This is a genomic window from Geitlerinema sp. PCC 9228 (assembly GCF_001870905.1).
Classification (GTDB): domain Bacteria; phylum Cyanobacteriota; class Cyanobacteriia; order Cyanobacteriales; family PCC-9228; genus PCC-9228.
The window spans coordinates 1-23,131 of sequence record NZ_LNDC01000073.1 but is presented as its reverse complement, the minus strand read 5'-3'; the positions used below and the strand labels follow the sequence as shown (position 1 = coordinate 23,131).

The window sequence follows — 23,131 nt, the reverse complement described above, 5'->3', positions numbered from 1 at the left end:
TTACCGAACCGTTTCGAGAGGTACAATTGGCGTACCTTCAAAAATAACCGCTCGCCAATGGTTTCGCTTGGGTCCTTATACAGCCTTTTGCTACAGTAGCCCAACGAAATCTTGTTAGCGAACAGCAGCAAGCCTTTCAGAATGCTAAAAATTTCCTATACGTGAGACACAAGCAATTTACTCTAAAGTCATGATGAACATGTAGGCGTTGTTGTTTGAAAAGAGAGGAGAACCCATCGTGCTTTCAGAAAGAAGACCCCAACTCAAAACCCCCATTACCGACCTACCAGCGGTGCAACCCATGCGCAAAACCGGTGGGTATGCATTGCTCGATAGCTTGCGCCGCCACGGCGTGACCACCATTTTCGGCTATCCCGGCGGTGCTATTTTGCCAGTGTACGATGCCCTGCACGAATTTGAAGCCAACGGCAGTTTGCGCCACATTCTCGTACGTCACGAACAAGGTGCTGCCCACGCTGCTGATGGTTACGCGCGTGCCACAGGCAAACCGGGCGTTTGCTTCGGTACTTCCGGACCTGGGGCCACCAACTTAGTTACCGGTATTGCCACAGCCCACATGGACTCCATTCCCATGGTAGCCATCACCGGTCAGGTTCCCCGGGCTGCCATTGGCACCGATGCGTTCCAAGAAACCGATATTTTCGGCATTACCCTACCTTTGGTGAAGCATTCCTACGTCATTCGCGACCCCAAAGATATTCCCCGTATTGTGGCAGAAGCGTTTCACATCGCCACCACGGGTCGCCCAGGACCAGTTTTAATTGACTTCCCCAAAGATGTGGGCTTGGAAGAATTTGACTACGTACCGGTGGAACCGGGAACGGTGAATTTGCCCGGATTTCGCCCCACAGTTAAAGGCAATCCCCGACAAATTTTACAGGCATTGCAGCTGATGGCATCGGCAGAACAGCCCTTACTCTACGTGGGCGGTGGTGCCATTACCTCCAATGCCCATTGGGAATTGAAGCAGCTAGCGGAATATTTCAACATTCCCGTTACCACCACATTGATGGGCAAAGGGGCTTTTGACGAACACCATCCCCTGGCGCTGGGCATGTTGGGCATGCACGGTACGGCCTATGCCAATTTTGCCGTGAGCAACTGCGATTTGTTGATTGCGGTAGGTGCCCGTTTTGACGATCGCGTTACTGGTAAATTGGACCGTTTCGCCTGCCATGCCAAGGTGATTCACATTGACATCGACCCGGCGGAAGTGGGCAAAAACCGCGCCCCCGACGTGCCAATTGTGGGGGATGTGCGCCACGTGTTGGCGGATATGGTGGCTCGCTGCCAGGATAGTTTCTTTACTAGCAACGAAGATGTGGCCCGTCAGGCACAACGTACCCAACCTTGGTTGGAACGCATCAACCGCTGGAAGCAGCAGTATCCGTTGCAAGTGCCCCATCCCGAAGATACCCTTTCTCCCCAAGAAGCGATCGTGGAGTTGGGTCGGCAAGCCCCCAATGCCTGCTACACCACCGATGTGGGGCAGCATCAAATGTGGGCGGCGCAATTTCTAAAAAATGGTCCCAGAAAGTGGATTTCCAGCGCTGGTTTGGGCACCATGGGCTATGGTGTCCCCGCCGCGATGGGCGCGCAAGTGGCTCTCGAAGCAGACCAAGAAGCGGTTATCTGTATCAGCGGCGATGCCAGCTTTTTGATGAACATGCAAGAGTTGGGCACCCTGTCTCAATATAAGATTGGGGTGAAAACAGTGATTATTAATAACGGCTGGCAGGGCATGGTACGCCAGTGGCAGCAAACGTTCTATCAAGAGAAGTACATGGCTTCCAATATGGAAGTGGGTATGCCGGATATCGAACTGCTGTGCCAGGCACACGGATTTTCTGGCAAAACCGTTTATCGGCGGGAAGAGCTGGCCGATGCGATCGCGCAAATGCTGGCTCACGACGGTCCTTACGTGCTCGATGTGCGGGTGACCAAGGATGAAAACTGCTATCCTATGGTGGCACCTGGCAAGAGCAACGCCCAGATGTTAGGCTTGCCCGAAATCCCCCAAGAGAACAACGCATCCGCACCGGTGGTTTGCCCCAACTGCAGCCACGAAAACGAACCGCAAAACAAATTCTGTCCCGAATGCGGTAGCAAACTGTAACCAGCCCGGCGTGCGATCGGGTCTTGGGCATTGCTGGTGGGAGTCGTGAGGCTGCTTGGATGCGACCTCTGACTCCTATTTTATTCGTTGCTGGAGATTGCCCTAGGAAGGATCCGTTCGGGCAAACAGCCTTCTGGTAAAGTCGCGAACTACTCGCGAACAGGTTACACTGAAAAAAAGCAGGCGAATGCTTCGCACGTCAACACCCCTGGGGGAAGTTGGGTACCATCGCAGGCAGAATCAAATCTAGAACTCATGAACAGTTTCCAAGCTAGGCTGAACCAGAGATCGAAGCAGACCTCTAAAACGACCCAAATGACCAAAAAAAGCTGGAATTTGCGGGGATTTCTCGCCAGTTTGCTCTTAGCACCGGGCATGTTCTTAGCGACGCCAGCGTTTGCCCAATCGGAAGGCGAATCGTTGAGTTATGGGGAGTTGTTGGAGAAAATCCGCAACGAGAAAGTTACCCAAATGGAGCTGGATCCATCCCGTCAAGTGGCGCAGGTCCAGCTAGAAGGCAATCCCGACCGCACCTACGAAGTCCAGCTGTTCGAGCAAAACCCGGAACTCATGGAGGCAATTCGCGCCCACGAGCTGCAGGTAAATGTGAACCCTTCTCCCAATCGCGATATGACCGTGGCGATTTTATCGCGATTGCTGCTGGTGGTGTTGCTGGTGGGAGGGTTGATTCTCATCGTTCGCCGTTCCACCCAAGCGGGCAACCAAGCGTTTAGTTTTGGTAAATCCCGGGCTAAGTTTCACATGGAAGCCAAAACTGGGGTGAGCTTTGAAGATGTGGCCGGTATTGAGGAAGCCAAAGCCGAACTACAGGAGGTGGTTACGTTTCTCAAACAGCCGGAACGCTTCACGGCGGTAGGCGCTAAGATTCCCAAAGGCGTTTTGTTGGTGGGTGCCCCGGGAACGGGGAAAACATTACTTGCCAAAGCGATCGCAGGGGAGGCCAACGTACCATTCTTTAGCATTTCCGGGTCGGAATTTGTGGAAATGTTTGTGGGCGTCGGTGCTTCCCGAGTCCGCGATTTGTTTAAAAAAGCCAAAGAAAATTCCCCCTGTTTGGTGTTTGTGGATGAAATCGACGCTGTGGGCAGGCAGCGGGGCGCTGGCATTGGCGGTGGCAACGACGAGCGCGAGCAAACCCTCAATCAGTTGCTGACGGAAATGGATGGGTTTGAACCCAATGCGGGGGTAATTGTGATTGCTGCCACCAACCGCCCTGACGTTTTGGATATGGCCCTTTTGCGCCCGGGTCGCTTTGACCGGCAAATTGGCGTAGACTTGCCCACATACAAGGGTCGTTTGGGGATTTTACAGGTGCACGCTCGCAACAAAAAACTGGCACCAGAGGTCTCCTTGGAAACCATTGCCCGCCGCACTCCTGGCTTTTCCGGTGCTGACTTAGCCAACCTGATGAACGAGGCAGCGATTTTGGGAGCTAGGCGGCGCAAAGATGCCATTACCATGGCCGAGATCGAAGATGCCATCGATCGGATTATTGTGGGGTTGAGCGGTGCTCCCTTGCTGGATAGCAAGAAAAAACGTATTATTGCTTATCACGAAGTGGGTCACGCCTTGCTCATGACCCTGTTGGAGAACGCCGATCCCTTAAATAAGGTGACAATTATCCCCCGTTCTGGGGGCGTTGGCGGTTTCTCCCAGCCCCTCCTTAACGAGGAAATGGTGGATAGCGGTTTGTATACCCGCGCATGGCTAATGGACCGCATTACTATTACTCTGGGAGGTCGTGCTGCCGAACAGGTAGTTTTCGGCGATGCAGAAATTACCAACGGTGCCGGCAACGATTTGCGAGTGGTGAGTCAAGTAGCTCGGGCAATGATTACTCGCTACGGCATGTCAGATTTAGGACTAGCCTCTTTAGAAAGCGATGACAATCAAGTCTTTTTGGGTCGCGATCTAGTTTCTCGTTCAGAGTATTCTCAGAAAATTTCTAAGAGAATAGACAACAGAGTACGCTCCATAGCCGTGACTTGCTACGAAAAAGCGTGTAGAATCCTTCGAGAGAATCGCTCACTTATGGATTGCTTGGTGGATATCCTAGTTGAGGTAGAAACCATGAGTGGCGACGAATTCCGCCGGATTGTTTCCGAATACACTAAGCTGCCGGAACGGCAAAAAGTCAACAGCAGTAGCTAAATTTGGACATCCACCTACCAAGAGGAGGGCAACGACCGTTGGCGCTGGCTGTCGTACATAGCTCGTAAAATTACTGCCGGGTCTACCCATTGCCCTCCGTATTTCAAGCCCCAGTGTAGGTGGGGGCCGTTGGTACGTCCGCTCATGCCCACGCGACCGATGCGGGTTCCCGCTGCTACTACCTGACCTTTTCGGATTTGCAAGCCACCGCTGCGGTCCACTAAATAGAGGGTTCCCCGGTGGCTTTCTACGCTGCCTTTCATGTGGCAGTAAATATGTTCCCAATCGCCGGATTGGATGGCCAAACCCACCCCGCAGCGAGCGTCGTTGATAATTTCCACTACTTCTCCCTGCCACCAGTTGCGAATGTAGCTGCCTTCTGGTGCGGCAATATCCAAGCCGTAGTGAAATTCCTGGGAAGGACCGCCCATGGGCGACTGGCGGTAGCCAAATCCGGAACTGTAGCCGCGAAAGTTTTCCACCGGAAACGAGGCCCATTGCCAAGGGTTGGCCATATTGGCTGCGGGTTGGTAGCGCGATTGGGCGGGAAGACTGGTTTGAGCGCCGGCACTACCTGCGCTCAGGCTGGCAAAAACGGCGAATAGGCTACCTGCCACCAAGGTGGCTCGCAAAAATGGCGATCGCGAACTGGAAAATTCCTGCATGCACAACACTCCACCACCAACACTGGGGAAAAGACCAACCGGTTAGCGATTGGTTTCAATAACCTTCATGGTAGCCCATTGTGGCTATTTCGTATCCGGGCTCCTACCACGAAGCTATCGGGAAGGGGAAAGTCCATTGGATTCCCTTCGATACATACAGGTTTCCTTGACTTTAGGGAAAACAAAGGAGCGAAATCGCCCTTTTTTCTTCAACCAACCAAAAACCAAATCCCCGTGGATATATGTCCATCCATGCGGTCTCCAAACTTTTGAGAGTTTGCAAACAGCTTGTGCTGCAAAACTTGTAATTGGGGGATTTTCAGTTGCGGATGGTCTTTCTTGGCGTAGCTGAATACCTGGCACTGACTGGCATAGGTAGGGCGAGGGGCATCGGCGGGAATGAGGTATTCAGCTGGTCGCATGTTAAATGGCAGGCGTTGACAGGCGATTTTCGGGATTTGACCCCATCTTTACGTTCTCTGAGCCCATAATTTCCAATCGATGGCGTGAATCTGGCGGCATGTCGGCTTGAGCTTAAATTCGTAGCTGACATTCGACAAGATGAACGAAAATAGATTTAGAAAATTGCGCCTGCTTCCTTAAAGTCTAGCACCTCAATTTGATTTTGACGGCGGCGACCGCCGCACGGGTCGCTTTTCATCCCTGCTTGGAAAATTCAGGACTTTCAGGCACCTGGTTAATGCGGTAAAAAATCCCTTCTTCCCCTTCATATCGGGCAATCACCTTTTGTTTGACCAAAGGTTCCAGCATTTTCTCCACCGTATCTCGTTCGTATCCCGTGGATTCGGCCGCTTCTTCTAGGGTCACTTCCCCGCGAAACAGCATGATATTCACCACCTGTTGCACCGGAGAAGGCAAGGAAATTTCGTCGCTGGGGAAGCGTCGGGAAGTTTTGGGAATGTCTCCTTGTGCGATCGCGCGTAGGCGGTGAAGCTTGGCAATCGCCCATTGCGCCGTTTCTTGCACCTGCGGGTCCGGGTCGTGGTGGGCGTGGCTCAGCAAGTGGCTCACTTCTGCAAAGGAATCGTAAACGCGCATCAGATCTCGAATCGCATTTTTACGAACTTCTGGCTTATCTGCTTGCAACGCCATAACCAATGCCTGATTCAAAGGGCTTGTTATCCGAGTACCAATTTCTGCCAACGCCGCCAAAATCAACCCCTGCTGTTTGGAATCGGACTCCAACATCAAATTCAACAAAGGATATACCGCTCGCGAATCTCCCTGCTGCCCCAATTCCCAAATGGCTTTGCGTCGTTTTACCGGGTCAGGGGCTTGCAGTTCCTTAATCAGCTCTTCTACAATATTGATTTTCGCCAGCTGGGATGGTTGGTTGGGTTGCGACAGGCTGGATTCCGACTCACGGGGGTTGGTCTCGGCTGGCGATTCCGAAGCTGTATGGCGTTCTCCCCCCGACTTGCCATTGGTTTGAGAGGTTTCTGGGGCGGCTTCCAGAGAGGAAGAAGCCGAAACTACCTCCGTTTCTGACGAAGAACTACCCGATTCTGGTTCGTAGGCAGGGGCTGCTGCTGGTTGGGAGGGTGGGGCTTCGGTTTGTGTAGGAGCTGCTGCCGGAGAGGGGGACGTTTCTGGGGTCTGCGTAGGGAAAGGATTGGCACTTTGGTCGCTAGGTGTGGCATCCACATCGGATTTTCCAGATTTCCCAGAACTGGCAGGTGGGGTTTCCAATTGGTCTTCCTCACTCCCCGATAGCTTCAACAAAATGGCAAACAAACCAGCAAAAGCACCAATGCCGAAAATCCCCCCGAAGACTAGCAAGGCGATTCTCGAAAACCGGCCGCGCCAGCCCCCATTAGATTGAGTATTTTCACCATCGGTCGAGGACGAATCCGACGCCTCTTCCTGTTCGGATGCCTCCCCTTCCCCTTGACCCTCGTTGGAACTGCTTGCTTCGGTTTGGTTGGCCGCCGTCTCCGGATCGCTGGCGGTATCTGACTCCGTGGCAGCCGTCACGAACAGGGTTTTCCATGTGTTGGGACCAGCCACGCCATCGCTGGTGAGGTTGGAATCCTGTTGAAATTGCACCAGGGCCTGTTGGGTGGCTGGGGTAAACGTATTGCTAATTTCCCCTTGGTAGTACCCCAGTTTTTGTAAATTGGTTTGGAGTTTGGCCACTTCCGGTGCTTCGTCGCCTACGCGCAAGGTAGGGAGCGATTCAATTTCTAAATTGCGGATTTTCCCGGAAGGAGAAGATTCCTGGGCGTTGGCTGGTGCTACCAGCAAATGGATGGTGACTGGGGGGTGCTCCGCTGAAGAAAGCCACGCGCCAGTACTTGCCTTCCAAGAAAGTGCGGACCATTCGCAGCCAACGAGAGACAGTAAGACAAGAACGGGAGGAAAGTAACGCCTCATAGAAAATACAGGCGGGTGGTTCGTCATGGTGTTTGCTATGCCAAAATTTTAGCTATTCCCCGCCCCTGCAGTTTGGAATACGCTACCCAGGATAGCTTACCGGGAAAACCGGACCAAAGAAGTCGAAGCAATAAAAATTATCGATGAAATGCACGCACTGGATTTTTGGGTTGGCAAAAAATGGGGATCGAGAAAGTTTTTCCTTGCTTAGCGATCGCGTAGGTGGTTAGAAGCTACCCTAGCCGTGGAGGAGGTTGCCTCAGCCTCCTTTTCTACAGCGTCAGGTGCAACTGAATTCCCTGGGGGCGTGGTGCGGAACCAGCGCCAGAACCGCCAGAAATAGCTAGCGATCGCTTGGCGTTGGTTAATCAAGTAGATGCTAACCAGCGTACTCCCGACGCCGATTTGTTGCCAAAGGGTTAAAGTTTCCGCCAAAAATAGCCTAGCAAACAACAGGGCAAATACTGGCGTTAGAAAAGTTAGGGCGCTGAGGCTGGTTAAATTGCGCCGCGAAGCATAAAAAAAGAACAACCCGTAGGCAACGGCGCTACCGAATACCGTAGCATATCCCAACGATATCCAATCTCCTGCCGTCAAGTCCACCCAAGGCTGGGATTCGGTTTGCCAAGACAGCCAAAACAGGGGCATTCCTCCCAACACCATGTGCCAACCCGTTGCCACCACCGGATCCGCATGGCGGCAGACACCGCGAATTAATACCGTTCCCAATGCCATGGAGACCGCAGCCAGCAACATCAGCCACTGACCGTGTTCCGCCAAAGCTTCCCAGGCGATGCCGTCGAGATTTCCCCGGGCAATACTTTCGATCCAAGGGGTAGGCAACCCAATCAGGCTAATGCCAACGATGCCAATGCTCAATCCCAGCCATCCCCACCCACCAATGATTTCGCCAAATAGCCAGCGAGACAAAACCGCCACCATCAACGGTTGGGAGTCAATGGTCACCGACCCCAAACCGGCTCCTGTGTTTTGCAATCCCCAGGCCAAAAATCCTTGGAAACAGGCACCGTCTACCAAGGCAAACAAAGCAATCCACAACCAGGCTTTCCATCCGACCGGTTGCTGGCGTCCGGCTAAAGCTGCTGCGAGCAACACCAAAATCCCGGCCGGCAAAATTCGCCACCCAGCCAAAAAAAACGGTTCTGTATGGGGCATGACTCCTTTCATAGCTACCATGGCCGTTCCCCAAAAGAAAAAAGGCGCAATGGCCAGGAAAGGAAAATCAATTGCTTTAGCAGGGAAAAGTTTTGACAGCATAGCACGCACGAGTTCGACAGGGAGGGATTTGGCTTCGGAAACGCTGCGCAAACGGCTATAATATCCACTATTGGCGATAGCGTGGCAGCGATCGCAAATCATTGCTTTTAAATTGTATCATTATGTAAAGAATCCATTGCCATTGTGCTTTCATTTGCTAGGAAGCATCCCAAGTTTTCCTGGCAGTCAATTGTTGTTCTCAATGGCGAGTTCCACGCAAACAGTATCCACCTTATGATCTGGCCTTTTAAACCTCGATTTAAAAAACAAATTGCTCGCATTGATATTAACGGTGCGATCGCAGCTAGCACCCGCAAGCGCGTTTTAGAAGCGTTCAAAGAAGTAGAAGAACGTCGCTTTCCGGCGGTTGTAGTGCGCATTGACAGTCCTGGGGGAACCGTTGCCGACTCCCAAGAAATTTACCAAGCAATGAAACGCTTGCAATCCCAAATAAAAGTCATCGCCAGCTTCGGGAACATTGCTGCGTCTGGCGGAGTTTACGTGGGTATGGGGGCCGAGCATATTATGTCCAATCCCGGTACCATTACCGGCAGCATTGGCGTGATTTTGCGCGGCAACAACCTAGAACGCCTGCTCGATAAAATTGGCGTTTCCTTTAAAGTGGTGAAATCCGGTCCTTATAAAGATATTTTGGCATTCGACCGGGAACTCACCGAACCGGAGCAGCATATTTTGCAGGAAATGATCGACACCAGCTACCAGCAGTTTGTGGAGGTGGTAGCGCAAGCGCGGAACCTAGCTGTGGATGCGGTGCGCACCTTTGCTGACGGACGGGTATTTACCGGGCAGCAAGCGTTACAATTTGGCGTGGTGGACCGGTTGGGGACCGAAGAGGATGCTCGCTGTTGGGCGGCAGAAATGGTAGGATTGGACCCAGAGAAGGCTCCTTTTTATACCATCAAGGATAAGAAAAATTTGGTAAATCGCTTGACGGGAAACCGCCAACAAGTGGTTTTACCTGCCAGCCTGCATGCTGCTATGGAATGGTTGGAATTTGAAATGGAAACCGAAGGATTGCCTTTGTGGTTGTACCGTCCTTAACCGGAAGCGACAAACGATAGCAGCGTGAGTGGCTGTTTGTTTTGGCTGTAGATAAACGGAGAATTTTGGCGTGGAGTGGACAGTTCAGGCAATTCGTGGCGCAACAACGGTCTCGGAAAATACAGTGGAAGCCATACGGGAAGCAGTGATGGAACTGCTTGACGAACTGCAGGCGCAAAATCAACTGCATCCGGATAATATTATTAGCGCTTTGTTTTCGGTAACGCCAGATTTAGACGCTGTTTATCCAGCCGCGATCGCGCGGGAACGTCCCCATTGGAATCGGGTACCACTTTTAGACGTACAGCAAATGTATGTCAAAGGGGGCCTGCCGCGCTGCATTCGCTTTCTCATCCACGTTCGCCTGCCAGAGGCGAACTCGGAAATTCACCATCCCTACTTGCGCGAAGCTCAAGGGTTGCGACCGGACCTCACTTCCCAGCAAGACCCGATTTCCGCTGCGATCGCGCAGCATTCCCACTCCCACCAATTATAACCAGGCGTTCTTTTCGCTGCTGTTGGTTTCCGTTTCCAGCACTTCGATGACTTGATTGTAAATATCCTGGGCTTGTTCTGGGGAGTTGCCGATACTGGTCAAGCCAATTTTGCCAAACTCGCTGAGGGAACCAATCAGGTGAAAGACGGTTCCCGTTTCTGTGGCGCTGTCGAAATGGAGTTGGTGGGAAGCGATAATATCCATGAGGTCGCTGGGAAGCAAGCCTCTGTAGTGGTCTTGTTGTAGGTTGTCGGAGGCTAGGTAGTATTTTTCCTTGCCGTGTTGGCTGTAAAACAAGCCTTTGGGATAGTAATACTGTCCGTTGGTGAGGAATCTCATGGTCATGAAAGGATGGGTGGTGCCGCCTTTGCGCAAATTGATTTCCACCGCTTGCAAATCCCAGCCAGTTTCTGTGGGAACGGCAACAAAGTCTACCCCAAATCGGTCCAAAGCGCCTTTGGCGGCTAAATTTTTGCCCACTTGCAAGCCGTATTCTTGCAAGTGCAAGCGATAGCCAGCATCGGCGGGGAACTGGCATCCCAGATAAATCTGACCGTCGGGTCCGCCGAGAATTTGGTCGTGGGTGGAGAGAATTTCTACGTAGCCGGAGGGGTGAATTTGTCCTTGGACGCTGGGCGATCGCTTTTCTTGGCCTTCGATGTAGGCTTCTACAATGGCACCCAAATCGTGGATGCGCTGCTTGTAGGTTTCCCAGGTTTCGCCGCTGGCTTGGAATTTCATGTGGGGGAACTGCGCCTGCAACGCCGCTACCCATTGGGAAGGGGGCAACTGGTGGATGGAATTGACATTTAAAATGGCATTGCCTTCTCCGGAAAATCCTTCGTTGAGTTTGACCACCAGCCGCTGGAGGTGGGGTTGGCGCTGTAGGAGTTTGCTGGCCGCGATCGCGAGTTCTTCCGGACTTTTCAGCAAAAAGCTACCATCGGGATAGGGAATCTGGGTTTGCTGGAAAATTTCCCGGCTGCCGCTTTTGGTTCCCCAATAGAGCAAGCTGGGGTCGGTAGCCAGCAGGGGAACCCCCAAACGTACCGATAGGGTTCGTTCCGCATCGGTGGCATTAAAACAAATGGTAAACGATCGCTGCGGGCGCAGGGCATTTTGAATGCGCTGCATGAGGCGGGGACGTTCCAGGATTTTCTCGGTGAGGGATTTGGAAGAAGCGTCGTAGGTGGAAAACAGCAACAGGCGTTCCCTGGCATGAGAAAAGGGAATTCCTGGCAACAACTGTAAGTAGTAGTCGATAATCATGGGAGGAATGGGTTGCGAGGTGACGTAGATGAGGCGCGTTTGTGGGTGGCGCAACCGCATCAACGAATACAACAACCGTTCCTCGTAGTGGTGAACGCCGTTGATTTTGAGCAGTTCCTGGCGGTCCAAACTAATGGAGGGAACCACCAGAATGTCGTAGTTGCAATGTTCCGTCCGCTTGCCTGGCGTCGTGCCGAAGGGTTCGATTTTTTGCCAGCGATCGCGCAGCCACTGCTGTAGTCTTTGAAAAGCATCGATTTGAGCATTGGTAGCTGGCGTATCCGCTAGCATAACGGTGACCGTCTCCCTGGCAAACGACAAACAGCGCGAGCATCCATATCCAGACGCCCACCAACAGCTCGTTTTCGAGTTTGGCGTAGCGCCGGATACATGCAACTTCTCCTATTGTAGGACAAACTGAGGGCAAAACTTTCCCGAATTGCACGGTTTTTTTTTGTATATAAATTTATAGGGAAACCGAAACCAATGCTGGAAAATTTTTCAAAGGAGATCGATTGGTCGATTGATTTGGGTAGGATATCCTTAGAAATACGGATAAGAATCGGAAATCGTTCCCAACCAGTTCTTCAGCATTTTTTAAGATTTAGACGCTTTGGGGATCTTGCAGGAGCCAACTGAGGGGAAATGCTGCTTCCGATGTAACTGACCTAGCTATTTTTATAGGTAGTACCAATAACTTCTCCCTACCTGGGGATGGTTAGCTACAAACGACCGGATCGATCTAGCATACCGAAAAATTTTTCAGTACTAGTACGAGGGTAAGCAGGGGCCGTACGGCTTTCTCCCGTTTTCATCCGAAAAAGTACGACTGCTACGCGGCCAAGTTTCGTTTTTGTAGAAGCTTGGTCGGTTGAGGTGCGGTAATCGCTGTGGCAGTCAGTACGTTTCCGATTTTTACTGAAGTAGATTTATATGGCGTTTCCACCATGTCCGACAACACATTCGACAGCGCGATCGCACTCGGCTCTCTAGGCAATTTACAAACCTTTACCGATACCCTAGATAGCAACGATACGGAGGATTTCTACCGCTTCACCTTAGACGAGACGGCTGAGGTGGATCTGATAGCAAAAGAGTTGAGTGCTGCCATACAAATCGCCATCGTAGCGGATACAAATCAAAACGATACCTTCGACAGCGACGATATCTTATTTGAAGACGGGGTAACCGACACCAGCGACACCAGCGATCGGCAAATTACCCAATCCCTGGATGCCGGTACCTATTGGGTCCGCGTCAGTGGTGCCACCTCCGAAACCACCAACTACACCCTAGAAGCGCAAGCGACACCTACCAGCAACAGCGAAACAGGCCACAGCAATAGCGACACATCGGTTCCTGAAGACAATGCCGGCAACGACCGAGACAACGCCACTTCCTTAGGCATTATCAACGGTACCTCCAAAACCCGCAACGACTTTATTGGCGAAGCCGATACCGACGACTACTACCGCTTTCAGGTATCGGGGAATGACTGGGTAGACCTGCAACTGACCCCAGAAACCAGCGATGCTAATGTAGACCTAGCCTTGTTAGACCGCAATGGCAACCCAATTACCGCCACTGAAAGCAACAGCCTGCGTAGTGCCATCGAATCCGGTACTTACTTCGCCAGAGTCAGCTATGCCGGCAGCGACACCAACTACGAATTCACCTTAGAAGGAAACCCCGTCACAGATCGTGCCGGGAACGCGCCAGAAGAAGCTCAATCCCTTAACATTCTTTCCAGCAGCAGAACCTTCCAAGACTTTGTTGGCGACTTCGACACCGACGATTACTACCGCTTCCAAATCTTAAAAAACAGCGATTTCACCGCCACCCTAGACCAACTCTCCGCCGATGCAGATATTGAGTTGCTCAAACGCGACAATAGCGGTTCCCTAGAAGAAATTGCCAAATCCATCGAACCAGAAGATCAACGCGATCGCATCGAAGTACAAGACTTGGAAGCAGGAACCTATTTCCTGCGCGTTTACCAATTTGAAGGAAACACAGACTACAACTTAGAATTGGGTAGCGTTTCCGAATTTAACTTTAACGCCATTTCCCCCAATCGCGTCAGCAATGCCGGTACAACCACCGTACAACTTGACGGTTCCCAGTTTAGCCGCAATGCCAGCGTGGCTTTGTCCGCAGATAGCGAAGACGGTAGCAGCAACGAAATCGATGCCAGCGAAGTCACTTGGTTAAACAGCGGTACCCTGGCAGCCACCTTCGACCTGCTAGGGATAGAAACGGGAACCTACAACGTAGAAGTCACCGACGACAGTGGCAATGCGGTTTTAGAAAACAGCCTCACCGTCACCGACGATGCCGCCGGTCAGTTGGAAGTTTCCCTGAGTATCCCCAGCCGGGTTCGCCGCCAGTGGACCAGTCAAGCAACGGTTACCTATAAAAACGACGGCGGTACGGAGGTGATGGCACCCCTGCTGGCTTTAGAAGCAGAAGGGGCCAATTTCAGTAGCAGCAACAGCAGCGATTTTGACACCAACACCATTCAACTGCTTGGTACCAACCCAAGTGGCATAGCGGGGATACTTCCCCCCGGCGCTGAAGCTAGTTTTCAGGTATTCTTCCGACCCGAAAAAGATGTGGAAGCTATTGATTTTTCCCTGAATACCGTCGATGGCAGCCAAAATATTGCCTGGAACGGCAGCAATTTATCCAGCGAGTTGCAACCGGATGGCATTGCGGATGGGGAGTGGAACGATATTTGGCAGGATTTTACCGATCGCATTGGCAACACTGCCGGCGGGTTGCAATCGGCTTTGGCAACCAACGCTACCCAGTTGGGTCAGTTGGGATATTTCACCAACGATGTGGGAGAACTGCTGGCTTTGGAATTGCAACAAACCAGTGCCAGTGAGGTTTTAGACTCTCCCTATCCTTTGGATTCGTTGAGTGGGGAATGGCTCTTTCCCGGAGAGATTTCGGTGTCGGTGGATGACAGCGGCGATGTGACGGTTGAAAATCCGGCGGATATCGATCTGCGTTTTCAAAAACAAGATGATGGCAGCTACGAAAGTTCTGTGGATGGCGTTAGCCTCAGCGAAACCAGCGATGGGAAATTTCGCCTGCAGGAAGCCAACGGAACGGTAACCGAATTTCGCGAAGATGGTGCGTTTCGGTTTTCTAAAAGTGCATCTGGCGATCGCTTGCATGCTTTTTACGGCAATTCCCAATTAAGCGCGCTACAACTCAACCCCGACAGCGACGGTTTGCTCTCCGTATCTCCGGTTGACAATGCCGCTAGCGCGCCAATTACCAACTCTTCTACCGACGTTCTGTTTGCTTTGGTCGAACCCAACGATATCATCGGACCTGCCGGGTTTGGAGACGAAGATTGGATCGGTACCGGTCAAGTCTTACCCTACCGGATTAACTTTGAAAACGATGCCAGCGCCAAAGCCAATGCCGTTTCCGTGGAAATTACCCAGCAACTCGACGAAGATTTGAATTGGAACAGTTTTTCCCTGAGAGATTTTGGTTTTGGTGAAGTTTATGTAGATGTTCCCGACGGTCGGCAAAACTACAGTAGCCGCGTTGCCATTCCCGATAGCAATAACCTGTTGGATTTTACTGGATCCTTCAACAGCAATACTGGGGAAGTGACTTGGATGCTGGAAACCATCGATCCGGAAACGGGAGAACCACCGACAGAAGCGGAGGCAGGATTTTTACCACCCAATGAAGACGGTACGGTGGGAGAAGCGTTTGTCAGCTATACGGTACGCAGCAGCGCCGATGTGGGAGAAGATGCCACGGTGGAGACGAAAGCCGAAATTGCTTTTGACGATTTGGAGAATACCATCGAAACCAACGGGGTATCCAATACCATTGACGCGCAACCTCCTACCAGTAGTGTGGGTTCCCTCCCGGAAACCACTGGCAACAGCAATTTCCGAGTTTCTTGGTCGGGAGAGGATACCGGCAGCGGCATTCGTTCCTACGATGTATACGTTTCTATCAACGACGAACCGTTTGTTCCCTGGAAACTCCAAACCGAGGCTACATCGGCTACGTTTTCCGGCGCGCCTGGCAACACCTATCGTTTTTATAGTGTGGCGCGGGATCGTGTAGGTCTGACCGAATCGATTCCTGCACAGGCGCAGGCGGCGGTTCGGGTGGTTAATTCCCCTGATTCGTTTCCCGATTTTTCCAACGGTGGTGGCGGCGCGCCGGTGGAGGAAGACCCCCAAGAAGAACCCCAAGAAGAACCCCAAGAACCGGTTTCCCTGACCGAAGTGCAATTTGGTACCGATGGCGATGATTCGCTGGTTGGCGATGGTGGTAACAATCCCATTATTGCTATGGAAGGCAACGATCGCGCTGCTGGCGGTATGGGTCGCGATTGGCTGGCTGGCAATTTGGGAGATGATTTGTTGGTGGGAGAGGCTGGCGATGATAGCCTTTACGGCGGTCGCGATAACGACAGTCTGCTGGGTGGGGAGGGAGAAGATTCTATCGATGGCAATGTTGGCGACGATATCAGCAATGGCAATCTCGAAGATGACAGCCTCTGGGGAAGCGATGGCGATGACAGTCTCTACGGTGGTCGCGAGGATGATTGGTTGCAGGGAGATGTTGGCAGCGATCGCCTCAGTGGTGATTTGGGAGATGATACGCTGGTGGGGGTCGATCCGGAGGCGGCACAACCTGGTGTTGGGGAACGGGATGTGTTGGTAGGTCGATCGGGAAGCGATCGCTTTGTTCTTGCAGACGAAACCCAGGTTTACTATGACGATGGCGACCCCGGCAGTTCTGGTTTGAACGATTTTGCGGCGATTGTGGATTGGGAAGCCAATCGGGATACAATTGTTCTGTATGGCGCTCCCCAAGAGTACCGGTTGCAGGCAGACAGCGATGGTACGGTGCTGCTGTTGCGCGACAACGAACTAATTGCCACCATTGATGGGGAAGATGTGGCAGGTCTGACGCTGCAAAACAATACGTTTGTTTTTCAATAGGACGGAGCATTTCATAAAAAAAGCGATCGCTTTGGCAAAAAATCCTTAGCGATCGCACGGCCAGCTAGCTAGGGTGGTTACACTCGATTTGGTACCTGCTAGGGTTTATAGGTCTTCCAAGAAAGCGCTATAGGTGGTCTCGCTGAGGGGAACGTAACCCACTTCGTTGACGTAGGTGGGTGCGTTGTTCAGATAGAACTCTACAAAAGCCTTCACTTCCGGACGTTCCAGAGACTCTTTGTTTACGTAAATGTACAGAGGACGAGACAGCGGAGAGTATTGGCCACTTTCTACCGTTTGCTGGGAAGGTTTAACACCATTAACGGCCACCGCTTGTAGTTTGTCACGGTTTTCGTAATAGTAGGAGTAACCGAAATAGCCAAGCGCGTATTTATCTTCCGCAACGCCAAGAACCAAGACGTTATCGTCTTCACTGGCGGTGTAGTCGGCGCGGCTGGCATCTTCTTCGCCAACAATGGCTTCGGTGAAGTAGTCGAACGTACCGGAATCCGTTCCCGGACCGTAGAGGCTAATTTCCTGATTGGGCCAGGAAGAATTCATATCGCTCCACATGGTAATTTCCCCTTCAGCCTGGGGTTCCCATAGGGTTTTGAGCTGTTCGACGCTCATTTGCGTAGCCCAGGTGTTTTCGGGGTGGACGACAACCGTAATGGCGTCGTAAGCAACGGGGATTTCTATGTAGTCAATGCCGTTGGCGGCACATTTCTCTTGCTCGGTTTGTTTAATTTGACGAGAGGCGTCGGAAATGTCGGTTTCGCCAACGCAGAATTTCTTGAAACCACCGCCAGTCCCGGAAACACCCACGGGAACTCTGACTTCAGAATGGGTGCCTTGAAATTCTTCCGCAACCGCTTCCGTAATTGGGAAAACGGTGCTGGAACCGTCAATGCGGATGGTACCGGACAGGGATTGGGACTGCACGAAGTTCGCAGACAGTCCAATGGTCGCAGCAGTTACTGCAGCGGCGGCACCGAGAAAAGCAAAGCGATTTTTTAACATAGGATTAAGCTCCGTAGAACTAGCTCAAAAGCCATAGCATCTCGCGCCTAAGCTATCAAGGAAATCCTAAAGGAGGGTAATCGGAACATTATCATTGGTTTAATTTACGGTTAAAAGCTGCTGCAAAACAAACTATTCTGGGAAATCCGGCGAATCAACTGCCAAAACTCCTTCCCGCACCAATTCCCACAACAAAGGCAGGATATCGGCTTCTAGGTCGCACTCAGGCAGCCAATCCATCGCTTCCCAAACGGTAAATTGATGGCGCTGGCGCAGATTTTGTACGAACCGATCGGTAACGTTTGTGAGATTAATTTCCTTGTGGGCAAAAGCAAGTTGATATTGCTCGGTTTCCGGCTGCCATTCTATTCGCAGGTTTTGGAATTTGGCGCGGCGAAATTGGGTGTCGAAGCCGTCGGCAAACACGTCAAAGCCTGCCTGGCTGGGGAGGGAAATTTCCGGTACGCGATCGCTTCGATGGGAGTGGCTTCTGGCATATTTTTGCACCCATTTTTCCTGTTTGAGGGTATCAATTAACCGGTCCACCAACCCATGCAAGTGATATTCCAACGCCGCCGTATCTTCTGCTGTAGCCAGGGGCAAATTTTCCCGCCAGGCGGGGTCGTTTTGCAGTTCCCCCACCAGCCAGCGCAACCAGTCTACCCCCGTACGACCGGGAATTCCCAAGGTTAAATGCAACGAAGGGCGATCGCACGCGATCGCGTAGTGCCAGTGTCCCCGCGGAATGTACAGCAAATCCCCCGGACGCAACACCTCATGGATATAAGGATCGCTCTCCGGCGGTTCCACCCCCAACGTACGGGCATTCTTACGAGGATATTTAATCGTATCCTCAAACACAAACCACTCCTTATTCCCCTTAATTTGTAAAATAAATACCTCGTGGGTATCGTAATGGCAGGAAAACCCTTGCTGGGACGGCCAGGAACAGTAAGTATTCACCTGCACCCGGTGTCCCACTTCCCGATGCAACGCCGCTGCCAACTCCGCCAGCACCGGCACTCGCTGGTGGACGTGGTTTAAAATCAGCGTTGCCCCTTCCTGGCAGCGTTTCACCCAATCTTTGGCACTGCAAGGGGACAACACCCGACCCCCTTGGGAAAAACGCAAGTCAGGATAGGTATAGTTATGGAAGTTCAACAAATAATTTAAATCCTGCCAGGAAAATAAATGCGCAAACTTATCCCTCCTTTCTGCTGGGATAAAAACGCCTTTTTGGGTCCAATTTTCCTGCAAAAATTCCTGTAGGGGATAGGGAGAAAGTAAGCTGGCAAGGGTTTCCATGATATCTAGTGCTTGCTAGTCGCTATCTGTTTCGGGGGGATTATCTGGGGTTTCCATTAAAATGTCGTACTCCAGACTATCCACTTCCGTTTCGTCGAACTCGACGCCGGTATCGTTGAGTTTCTCCACCAATGCTTCGGTTTCAAGTTCATCCACCGAACCTTCGTCGTATTCCATTTCCTCAGGCGACATCATGTCTTCGGAAGCTTCTTCCGCATCGTCGCTGGCGGTTTCATCCGATTCGCTGGCATCCGCCAGGTAAGCTGGAGAATTGCCCTGGGGAAGGTACCACGGCTGTTCTTGGACGCTTACTTGAATGCGTCGGTTGGCGGCCGGTTGGGTGGGGGATTGGCTGCTTTCCGAGATGGCATGGGTTTGGGTGGGAACCAGCAAGCCGCAAATGGCAGCCAGGGTGAGGCTTACAGAGCTTTTGATATACATATGCAACAAGTAGCAGGCGAAACGACTATTTATTTTCCCCAAAGGAGAAATTGGGATAGAAACAGTTTCCCGTTTTTGCGGGACTTTGTCAATAAAAAATGGAAATTATTGAATAGAATTTGCAATTTTTGTCGTCAGAAAGTAGAAACGGAAGATCCAGGGTTTCCCCGACTTAGCGCGGGAAGACCTGAATGGCTTCTGGGTTGACCTGCAAAGCAACATGGGTGCCGATGGGGAGGCTGTTTTTCGCTGCCAAACGCGCGTGGAGTTCTTTGCCGGAGGGGGTTTGCAGGCAATATCGGTGTTCCCTGCCTAAAAATTGCCGATCGCGAATGGCTACGCTGGCATTTTCTTGGGGGGTAAGCAGTAAATCTTCCTGGCGCACCATCAAATCGGCGGTATCCACTTCAACACTATCATCGTTGCGGGGAAAACACCCCACTTCCGTTTCCCAAACCTCCCCTTTGCGAATGGCAGGCAGGAAATTGGCTTGGGTCACAAACTCGGCAACGAAGCGCGAGGCAGGGTGGGTGTAAATTTCTTCCGGGGTTCCCATTTGTTCCACGCGACCTTGACGCATCAAGGCCACGCGATCGCATACTGACAAAGCTTCTTCCCGGTCGTGGGTAACAAAAATCGCCGAAGTCCCTGTATTTTTGAGAATTTCTCGCACTTCTTGCCGCAACCGCAGGCGCACTTGCGCGTCCAAATTGCTTAACGGTTCGTCTAACAGTACCATGGCCGGATAGGGTGCCAAGGCTCTGGCTAAAGCCACCCGCTGCTGCTGACCCCCAGAAAGTTCGTGGGGATAGCGTTTGGCCATGCCTTCCAATCCCACCAACGATAAAACTTCAGCCACGCGCTTTTGATGCGAGGAAACCAGATTTCCCTGGCGTTTGGCGTGTTTCAGTCCAAAAGCAATATTTTTATGGACATTGAGGTGGGGAAATAAGGCATAATCTTGAAATACCATGCCTACATTGCGTTTTTCTGGCGGTATCCATTTGCCACCGCCAGCCACGCGATCGCCATCGATGTCGATGGTCCCGGCTTGGGGGGTTTCAAAACCGCCAATTGTACGCAAGAGGGTGGTTTTGCCACAGCCAGAAGGACCAAGCAAACCTAAAATTTCCCCGCTAGCCAATTGCAAATCCACCGATTCCACCGCTGGTGCTTGGTTGCGAGCAAATTTTTTGGTGACTCCTTCTAGGTGAAGAATGACAGCAGCCATCTAGATGCAATAACCTCGCAAAAAATGCATGTCAAAGAAAAGGCTTATAGAAAGTGTTTTTCAATTCTACAATAAATGGATCGATTATAGTAAGGTGGTATGGTTGTTTTTCCCACAATAGCCCTCTGTTCCATCGAAACATTTCTATTCGGTAAATTATCCGACTTATGACCAGGTTTTCATTGGACGATTTGCGCGCGCTGCCGAAGAACAACGATTTACGCCTGGGTCGCCTGCTGCCTGGGGGATGGACGATTTTGGTGGGTGCGATCGCGATCGCCATTGCTACCCCCATTTTATTTGTTTTTGCCAATATTTTCGCCGAACCCCAGGTATCGTTTGGTCAAGATAATACCACCAGCCTGTGGCAGCATTTGGCAGAAACGGTCCTTGGCGATTATATCCAAAATTCGCTGGTGTTGATGCTCGGGTCCAGCATTGGCGTGTTGGTTATTGGCGTGGGAACGGCTTGGCTGGTGGTTGCCTGTCGTTTTCCTGGCAGTGGTATTTTTGAATGGGCGTTGCTGCTACCGCTGGCGGTGCCTACTTATTTGCTAGCCTATACCTATACGGATTTGTTGGGGGTTGCTGGTCCCCTGCAACAGGCAATTCGCGATTGGTTGCAAGTTAGCTATGGGGAGTATTGGTTTCCCTCCATTCGTTCCATGGGTGGCGCGATCGCGTTGTTTGCGTTTACGTTATATCCCTACGTGTACATGCTGGCGCGGGTGGCTTTTTTGGAACAGTCGGGATGTACTCTAGAAGCCAGCCGTTCCCTGGGATGCGGACCTTGGCGCAGTTTTGTTACGGTGGCGTTGCCTTTAGCCAGACCAGCCATTGCGGCGGGATTGTCGCTGGTGATGATGGAAACCCTCAACGATTTTGGTACGGTTCAATATTTTGGCATCAATACCTTTACGACGGGGATTTACAATACTTGGTTTGGGATGGGCGATCGCGTGGCAGCTTCCAAACTGGCGGCGTTTTTAATGCTATTTGTCTTTATTTTAATCGTTCTGGAACGTTTTTCCCGCCGCCGCGCCCGCTACTACCAATCTACTGGCAGCGATCGCACGGTGCCACCCTACCAGCTTACAGGAATACGTGCGGCGGCGGCAAGTTTGGTGTGTTTGCTGCCCTGTGCCATTGGCTTTTTGCTACCAGCGGGGATTTTGTTGAAAATGAGTCTCGACAATCTCCAAACCTTCGACCATCGTTTTTGGGAACTGTCGCAACATAGCTTTGGCTTGGCTGTAGCAACGGCGATTTTGGGGGTTGCCATTGCGTTAATTATTGCCTATGGGGTACGGTTGCAACCCAACGCTCTCATGCGGTTTTCCGCCAGAGTCGCTTCCATGGGTTATGCTATTCCTGGGGCGGTGATTGCAGTGGGGATTTTGATTCCTATGGGCAATTTGGATAATTCTATCGATGCCTGGATGCGATCGCAATTTGGGATTTCCACCGGTTTGTTGCTCAGCGGTACGGTTTTTGCTTTAATTTTCGCCTATATCGTGCGTTTTCTTGCTGTTTCCTTCGGTACCGTAGAATCCAGCCTCAACAAAATCCATCCCAATTTAGATGCCGCTGCTCGTTCTTTAGGGCACAATACGACAAGTACCCTGCTGCGGGTTCACATTCCCATGATGGCAAGTAGTTTGCTCACTGCCGGCATGTTGGTGTTTGTGGATGTGATGAAAGAATTACCCGCTACGATTATCATTCGTCCTTTTAACTTTAACACCTTGGCCGTACGGGTGTATAATTTAGCTTCCGACGAACGACTTGCCGAAGCCGCTGCCCCAGCTTTGGCGATTGTGTTGGTAGGCATTGTACCAGTGATTTTGTTAAGCTGGCAAATTTCGCGCGCTCGGCAGTAGGCGTCAAACTACATTCGCAATCAAACTGTTAAGGAATTTAGCATACTATGGGAAGAATGGCGATCGCTCTTTTCCTTGCCACCATCCTTGGTGTCGTTGCTACCGGATGTCGGGAACAAGACAACATGGCTTTGCTAACGGAAACCAAAGAATGTTTGGAATGCGATTTATCGGGGGCAGAACTTGCTAATGCCGAACTGAGGGCTGCCAAGCTCAATTTTTCTAACTTAAGCAAGGCGGATTTGCAAAACGCCGATTTAACGCGATCGCTGTTAGATAGTACTAACTTACAAAGGGCCAATCTTAGCAACGCCAAACTCACTCGAGCTGCTCTTACCAATGCGAGCTTACAAAACGCCAATCTCTCTGGCGCTGACTTAGAAGGCGCTTTTTTGCGCGGTGTCGATTTGCGCAACGCCAACTTACAAAACGCCAACCTGCAAAATGCCGACCTCAGTAATGCCAACTTAGCCGGTGCCAACTTAGCCGGTGCCAATTTCCAAGGTGCTATTATGCCGGATGGTTCAATTAAAGAACCCGCAGATGCTTCGGCAGAGCCAACGGATGGGTCTTAGCAGTATGGGAAGAGGGGAAGATGGCATGTTGCTCGATCGTTCCCCAGATTGGGCAATACGAGGCAGAAAAAGCAAGCATGCTCCCGAGACGATCTTTTGAAAAAAAAGTTCCGGAAATGGGATGCCTCCTCTTCTTACGGCGTGAATCGGGAGCTTGAAAGCCCTGACCTTTTAAAGCAGGGATGAAAAGCGACCCGTGCGGCTTTAGCCGCCGTCAA

The 23,131-nt window shown here is 51.5% G+C and carries 16 protein-coding genes; 7 read left to right on the top strand and 9 right to left on the bottom strand.

What is annotated here, in order from left to right; all coding sequences use genetic code 11:
• Positions 1–235: 235 nt before the first annotated feature.
• Positions 236–2,137, top strand: coding sequence for a biosynthetic-type acetolactate synthase large subunit (gene ilvB / locus AS151_RS05670; protein WP_343327420.1), 1,902 nt, complete (start codon positions 236–238; stop codon positions 2,135–2,137).
• 315 nt (positions 2,138–2,452) lie between these two features.
• Positions 2,453–4,309, top strand: coding sequence for an ATP-dependent zinc metalloprotease FtsH (gene ftsH / locus AS151_RS05665; RefSeq protein ID WP_071516079.1), 1,857 nt, complete (start codon positions 2,453–2,455; stop codon positions 4,307–4,309).
• Positions 4,310–4,323: 14 nt separating this feature from the next.
• Here ftsH and AS151_RS05660 read toward each other — a convergent pair whose 3' ends face one another.
• The 4 genes from AS151_RS05660 to AS151_RS05645 all read right to left on the bottom strand — a co-directional run bounded on the left by AS151_RS05660 (position 4,324) and on the right by AS151_RS05645 (position 8,646).
• Positions 4,324–4,974, bottom strand: a complete 651-nt coding sequence (locus AS151_RS05660) for a M23 family metallopeptidase (protein WP_071516078.1) — start codon at positions 4,972–4,974, stop codon at positions 4,324–4,326.
• Between the two features lie 209 nt (positions 4,975–5,183).
• Positions 5,184–5,396 carry a hypothetical protein gene (locus tag AS151_RS05655; protein WP_071516077.1) on the bottom strand — a complete coding sequence of 71 codons (213 nt, stop codon included), beginning with the start codon at positions 5,394–5,396 and terminating at the stop codon, positions 5,184–5,186.
• A gap of 235 nt (positions 5,397–5,631) precedes the next feature.
• Entirely contained in the window at positions 5,632–7,395 is a 1,764-nt protein-coding gene (locus AS151_RS05650; protein WP_084639425.1) for a peptidoglycan-binding protein, read from the bottom strand.
• 180 nt (positions 7,396–7,575) lie between these two features.
• Positions 7,576–8,646, bottom strand: coding sequence for a DMT family transporter (locus tag AS151_RS05645; RefSeq protein ID WP_084639428.1), 1,071 nt, complete (start codon positions 8,644–8,646; stop codon positions 7,576–7,578).
• A 234-nt stretch (positions 8,647–8,880) separates the two neighbouring features.
• On the opposite strand from AS151_RS05645, the gene sppA reads away from it, so the two are divergent.
• Positions 8,881–9,708, top strand: a complete 828-nt coding sequence (gene sppA, locus AS151_RS05640; protein WP_071516074.1) for a signal peptide peptidase SppA — start codon at positions 8,881–8,883, stop codon at positions 9,706–9,708.
• A 70-nt stretch (positions 9,709–9,778) separates the two neighbouring features.
• Positions 9,779–10,204, top strand: a complete 426-nt coding sequence (aroH, locus tag AS151_RS05635; protein ID WP_071516073.1) for a chorismate mutase — start codon at positions 9,779–9,781, stop codon at positions 10,202–10,204.
• On the opposite strand, the gene AS151_RS05630 is transcribed toward aroH, so the two are convergent.
• A complete protein-coding gene (locus AS151_RS05630; RefSeq protein ID WP_071516072.1) occupies positions 10,199–11,764 on the bottom strand; it encodes a peptide ligase PGM1-related protein in 1,566 nt (521 codons plus the stop codon). The genes aroH and AS151_RS05630 overlap by 6 nt on opposite strands.
• Positions 11,765–12,363: 599 nt before the next feature.
• On the opposite strand from AS151_RS05630, the gene AS151_RS05625 reads away from it, so the two are divergent.
• Complete coding sequence (locus AS151_RS05625) at positions 12,364–16,461, top strand: pre-peptidase C-terminal domain-containing protein (protein WP_071516071.1); 4,098 nt, start codon at positions 12,364–12,366, stop codon at positions 16,459–16,461.
• Positions 16,462–16,566: 105 nt separating this feature from the next.
• Here AS151_RS05625 and AS151_RS05620 read toward each other — a convergent pair whose 3' ends face one another.
• The 4 genes from AS151_RS05620 to AS151_RS05605 all read right to left on the bottom strand — a co-directional run bounded on the left by AS151_RS05620 (position 16,567) and on the right by AS151_RS05605 (position 20,458).
• Positions 16,567–17,481, bottom strand: coding sequence for a PstS family phosphate ABC transporter substrate-binding protein (locus AS151_RS05620; protein WP_071516070.1), 915 nt, complete (start codon positions 17,479–17,481; stop codon positions 16,567–16,569).
• Between the two features lie 132 nt (positions 17,482–17,613).
• A complete protein-coding gene (locus tag AS151_RS05615; RefSeq protein WP_071516069.1) occupies positions 17,614–18,786 on the bottom strand; it encodes a cupin domain-containing protein in 1,173 nt (390 codons plus the stop codon).
• A gap of 15 nt (positions 18,787–18,801) precedes the next feature.
• The gene (locus AS151_RS05610; RefSeq protein ID WP_071516068.1) at positions 18,802–19,227 is read right to left on the bottom strand and encodes a hypothetical protein; all 426 of its coding nucleotides are present in this window, start codon (positions 19,225–19,227) and stop codon (positions 18,802–18,804) included.
• A 172-nt stretch (positions 19,228–19,399) separates the two neighbouring features.
• Positions 19,400–20,458 (bottom strand): ABC transporter ATP-binding protein, encoded by a 1,059-nt coding sequence (locus tag AS151_RS05605; protein WP_071516067.1) that lies wholly within the window; start codon positions 20,456–20,458, stop codon positions 19,400–19,402.
• Positions 20,459–20,625: 167 nt separating this feature from the next.
• Between AS151_RS05605 and AS151_RS05600 the strand changes: the two genes are divergently transcribed.
• Both AS151_RS05600 and AS151_RS05595 read left to right on the top strand, forming a co-directional pair.
• Positions 20,626–22,338 carry an iron ABC transporter permease gene (locus tag AS151_RS05600; protein ID WP_084639424.1) on the top strand — a complete coding sequence of 571 codons (1,713 nt, stop codon included), beginning with the start codon at positions 20,626–20,628 and terminating at the stop codon, positions 22,336–22,338.
• A gap of 56 nt (positions 22,339–22,394) precedes the next feature.
• Positions 22,395–22,913 (top strand): pentapeptide repeat-containing protein, encoded by a 519-nt coding sequence (locus AS151_RS05595; RefSeq protein WP_244532907.1) that lies wholly within the window; start codon positions 22,395–22,397, stop codon positions 22,911–22,913.
• Positions 22,914–23,131: the final 218 nt, after the last annotated feature.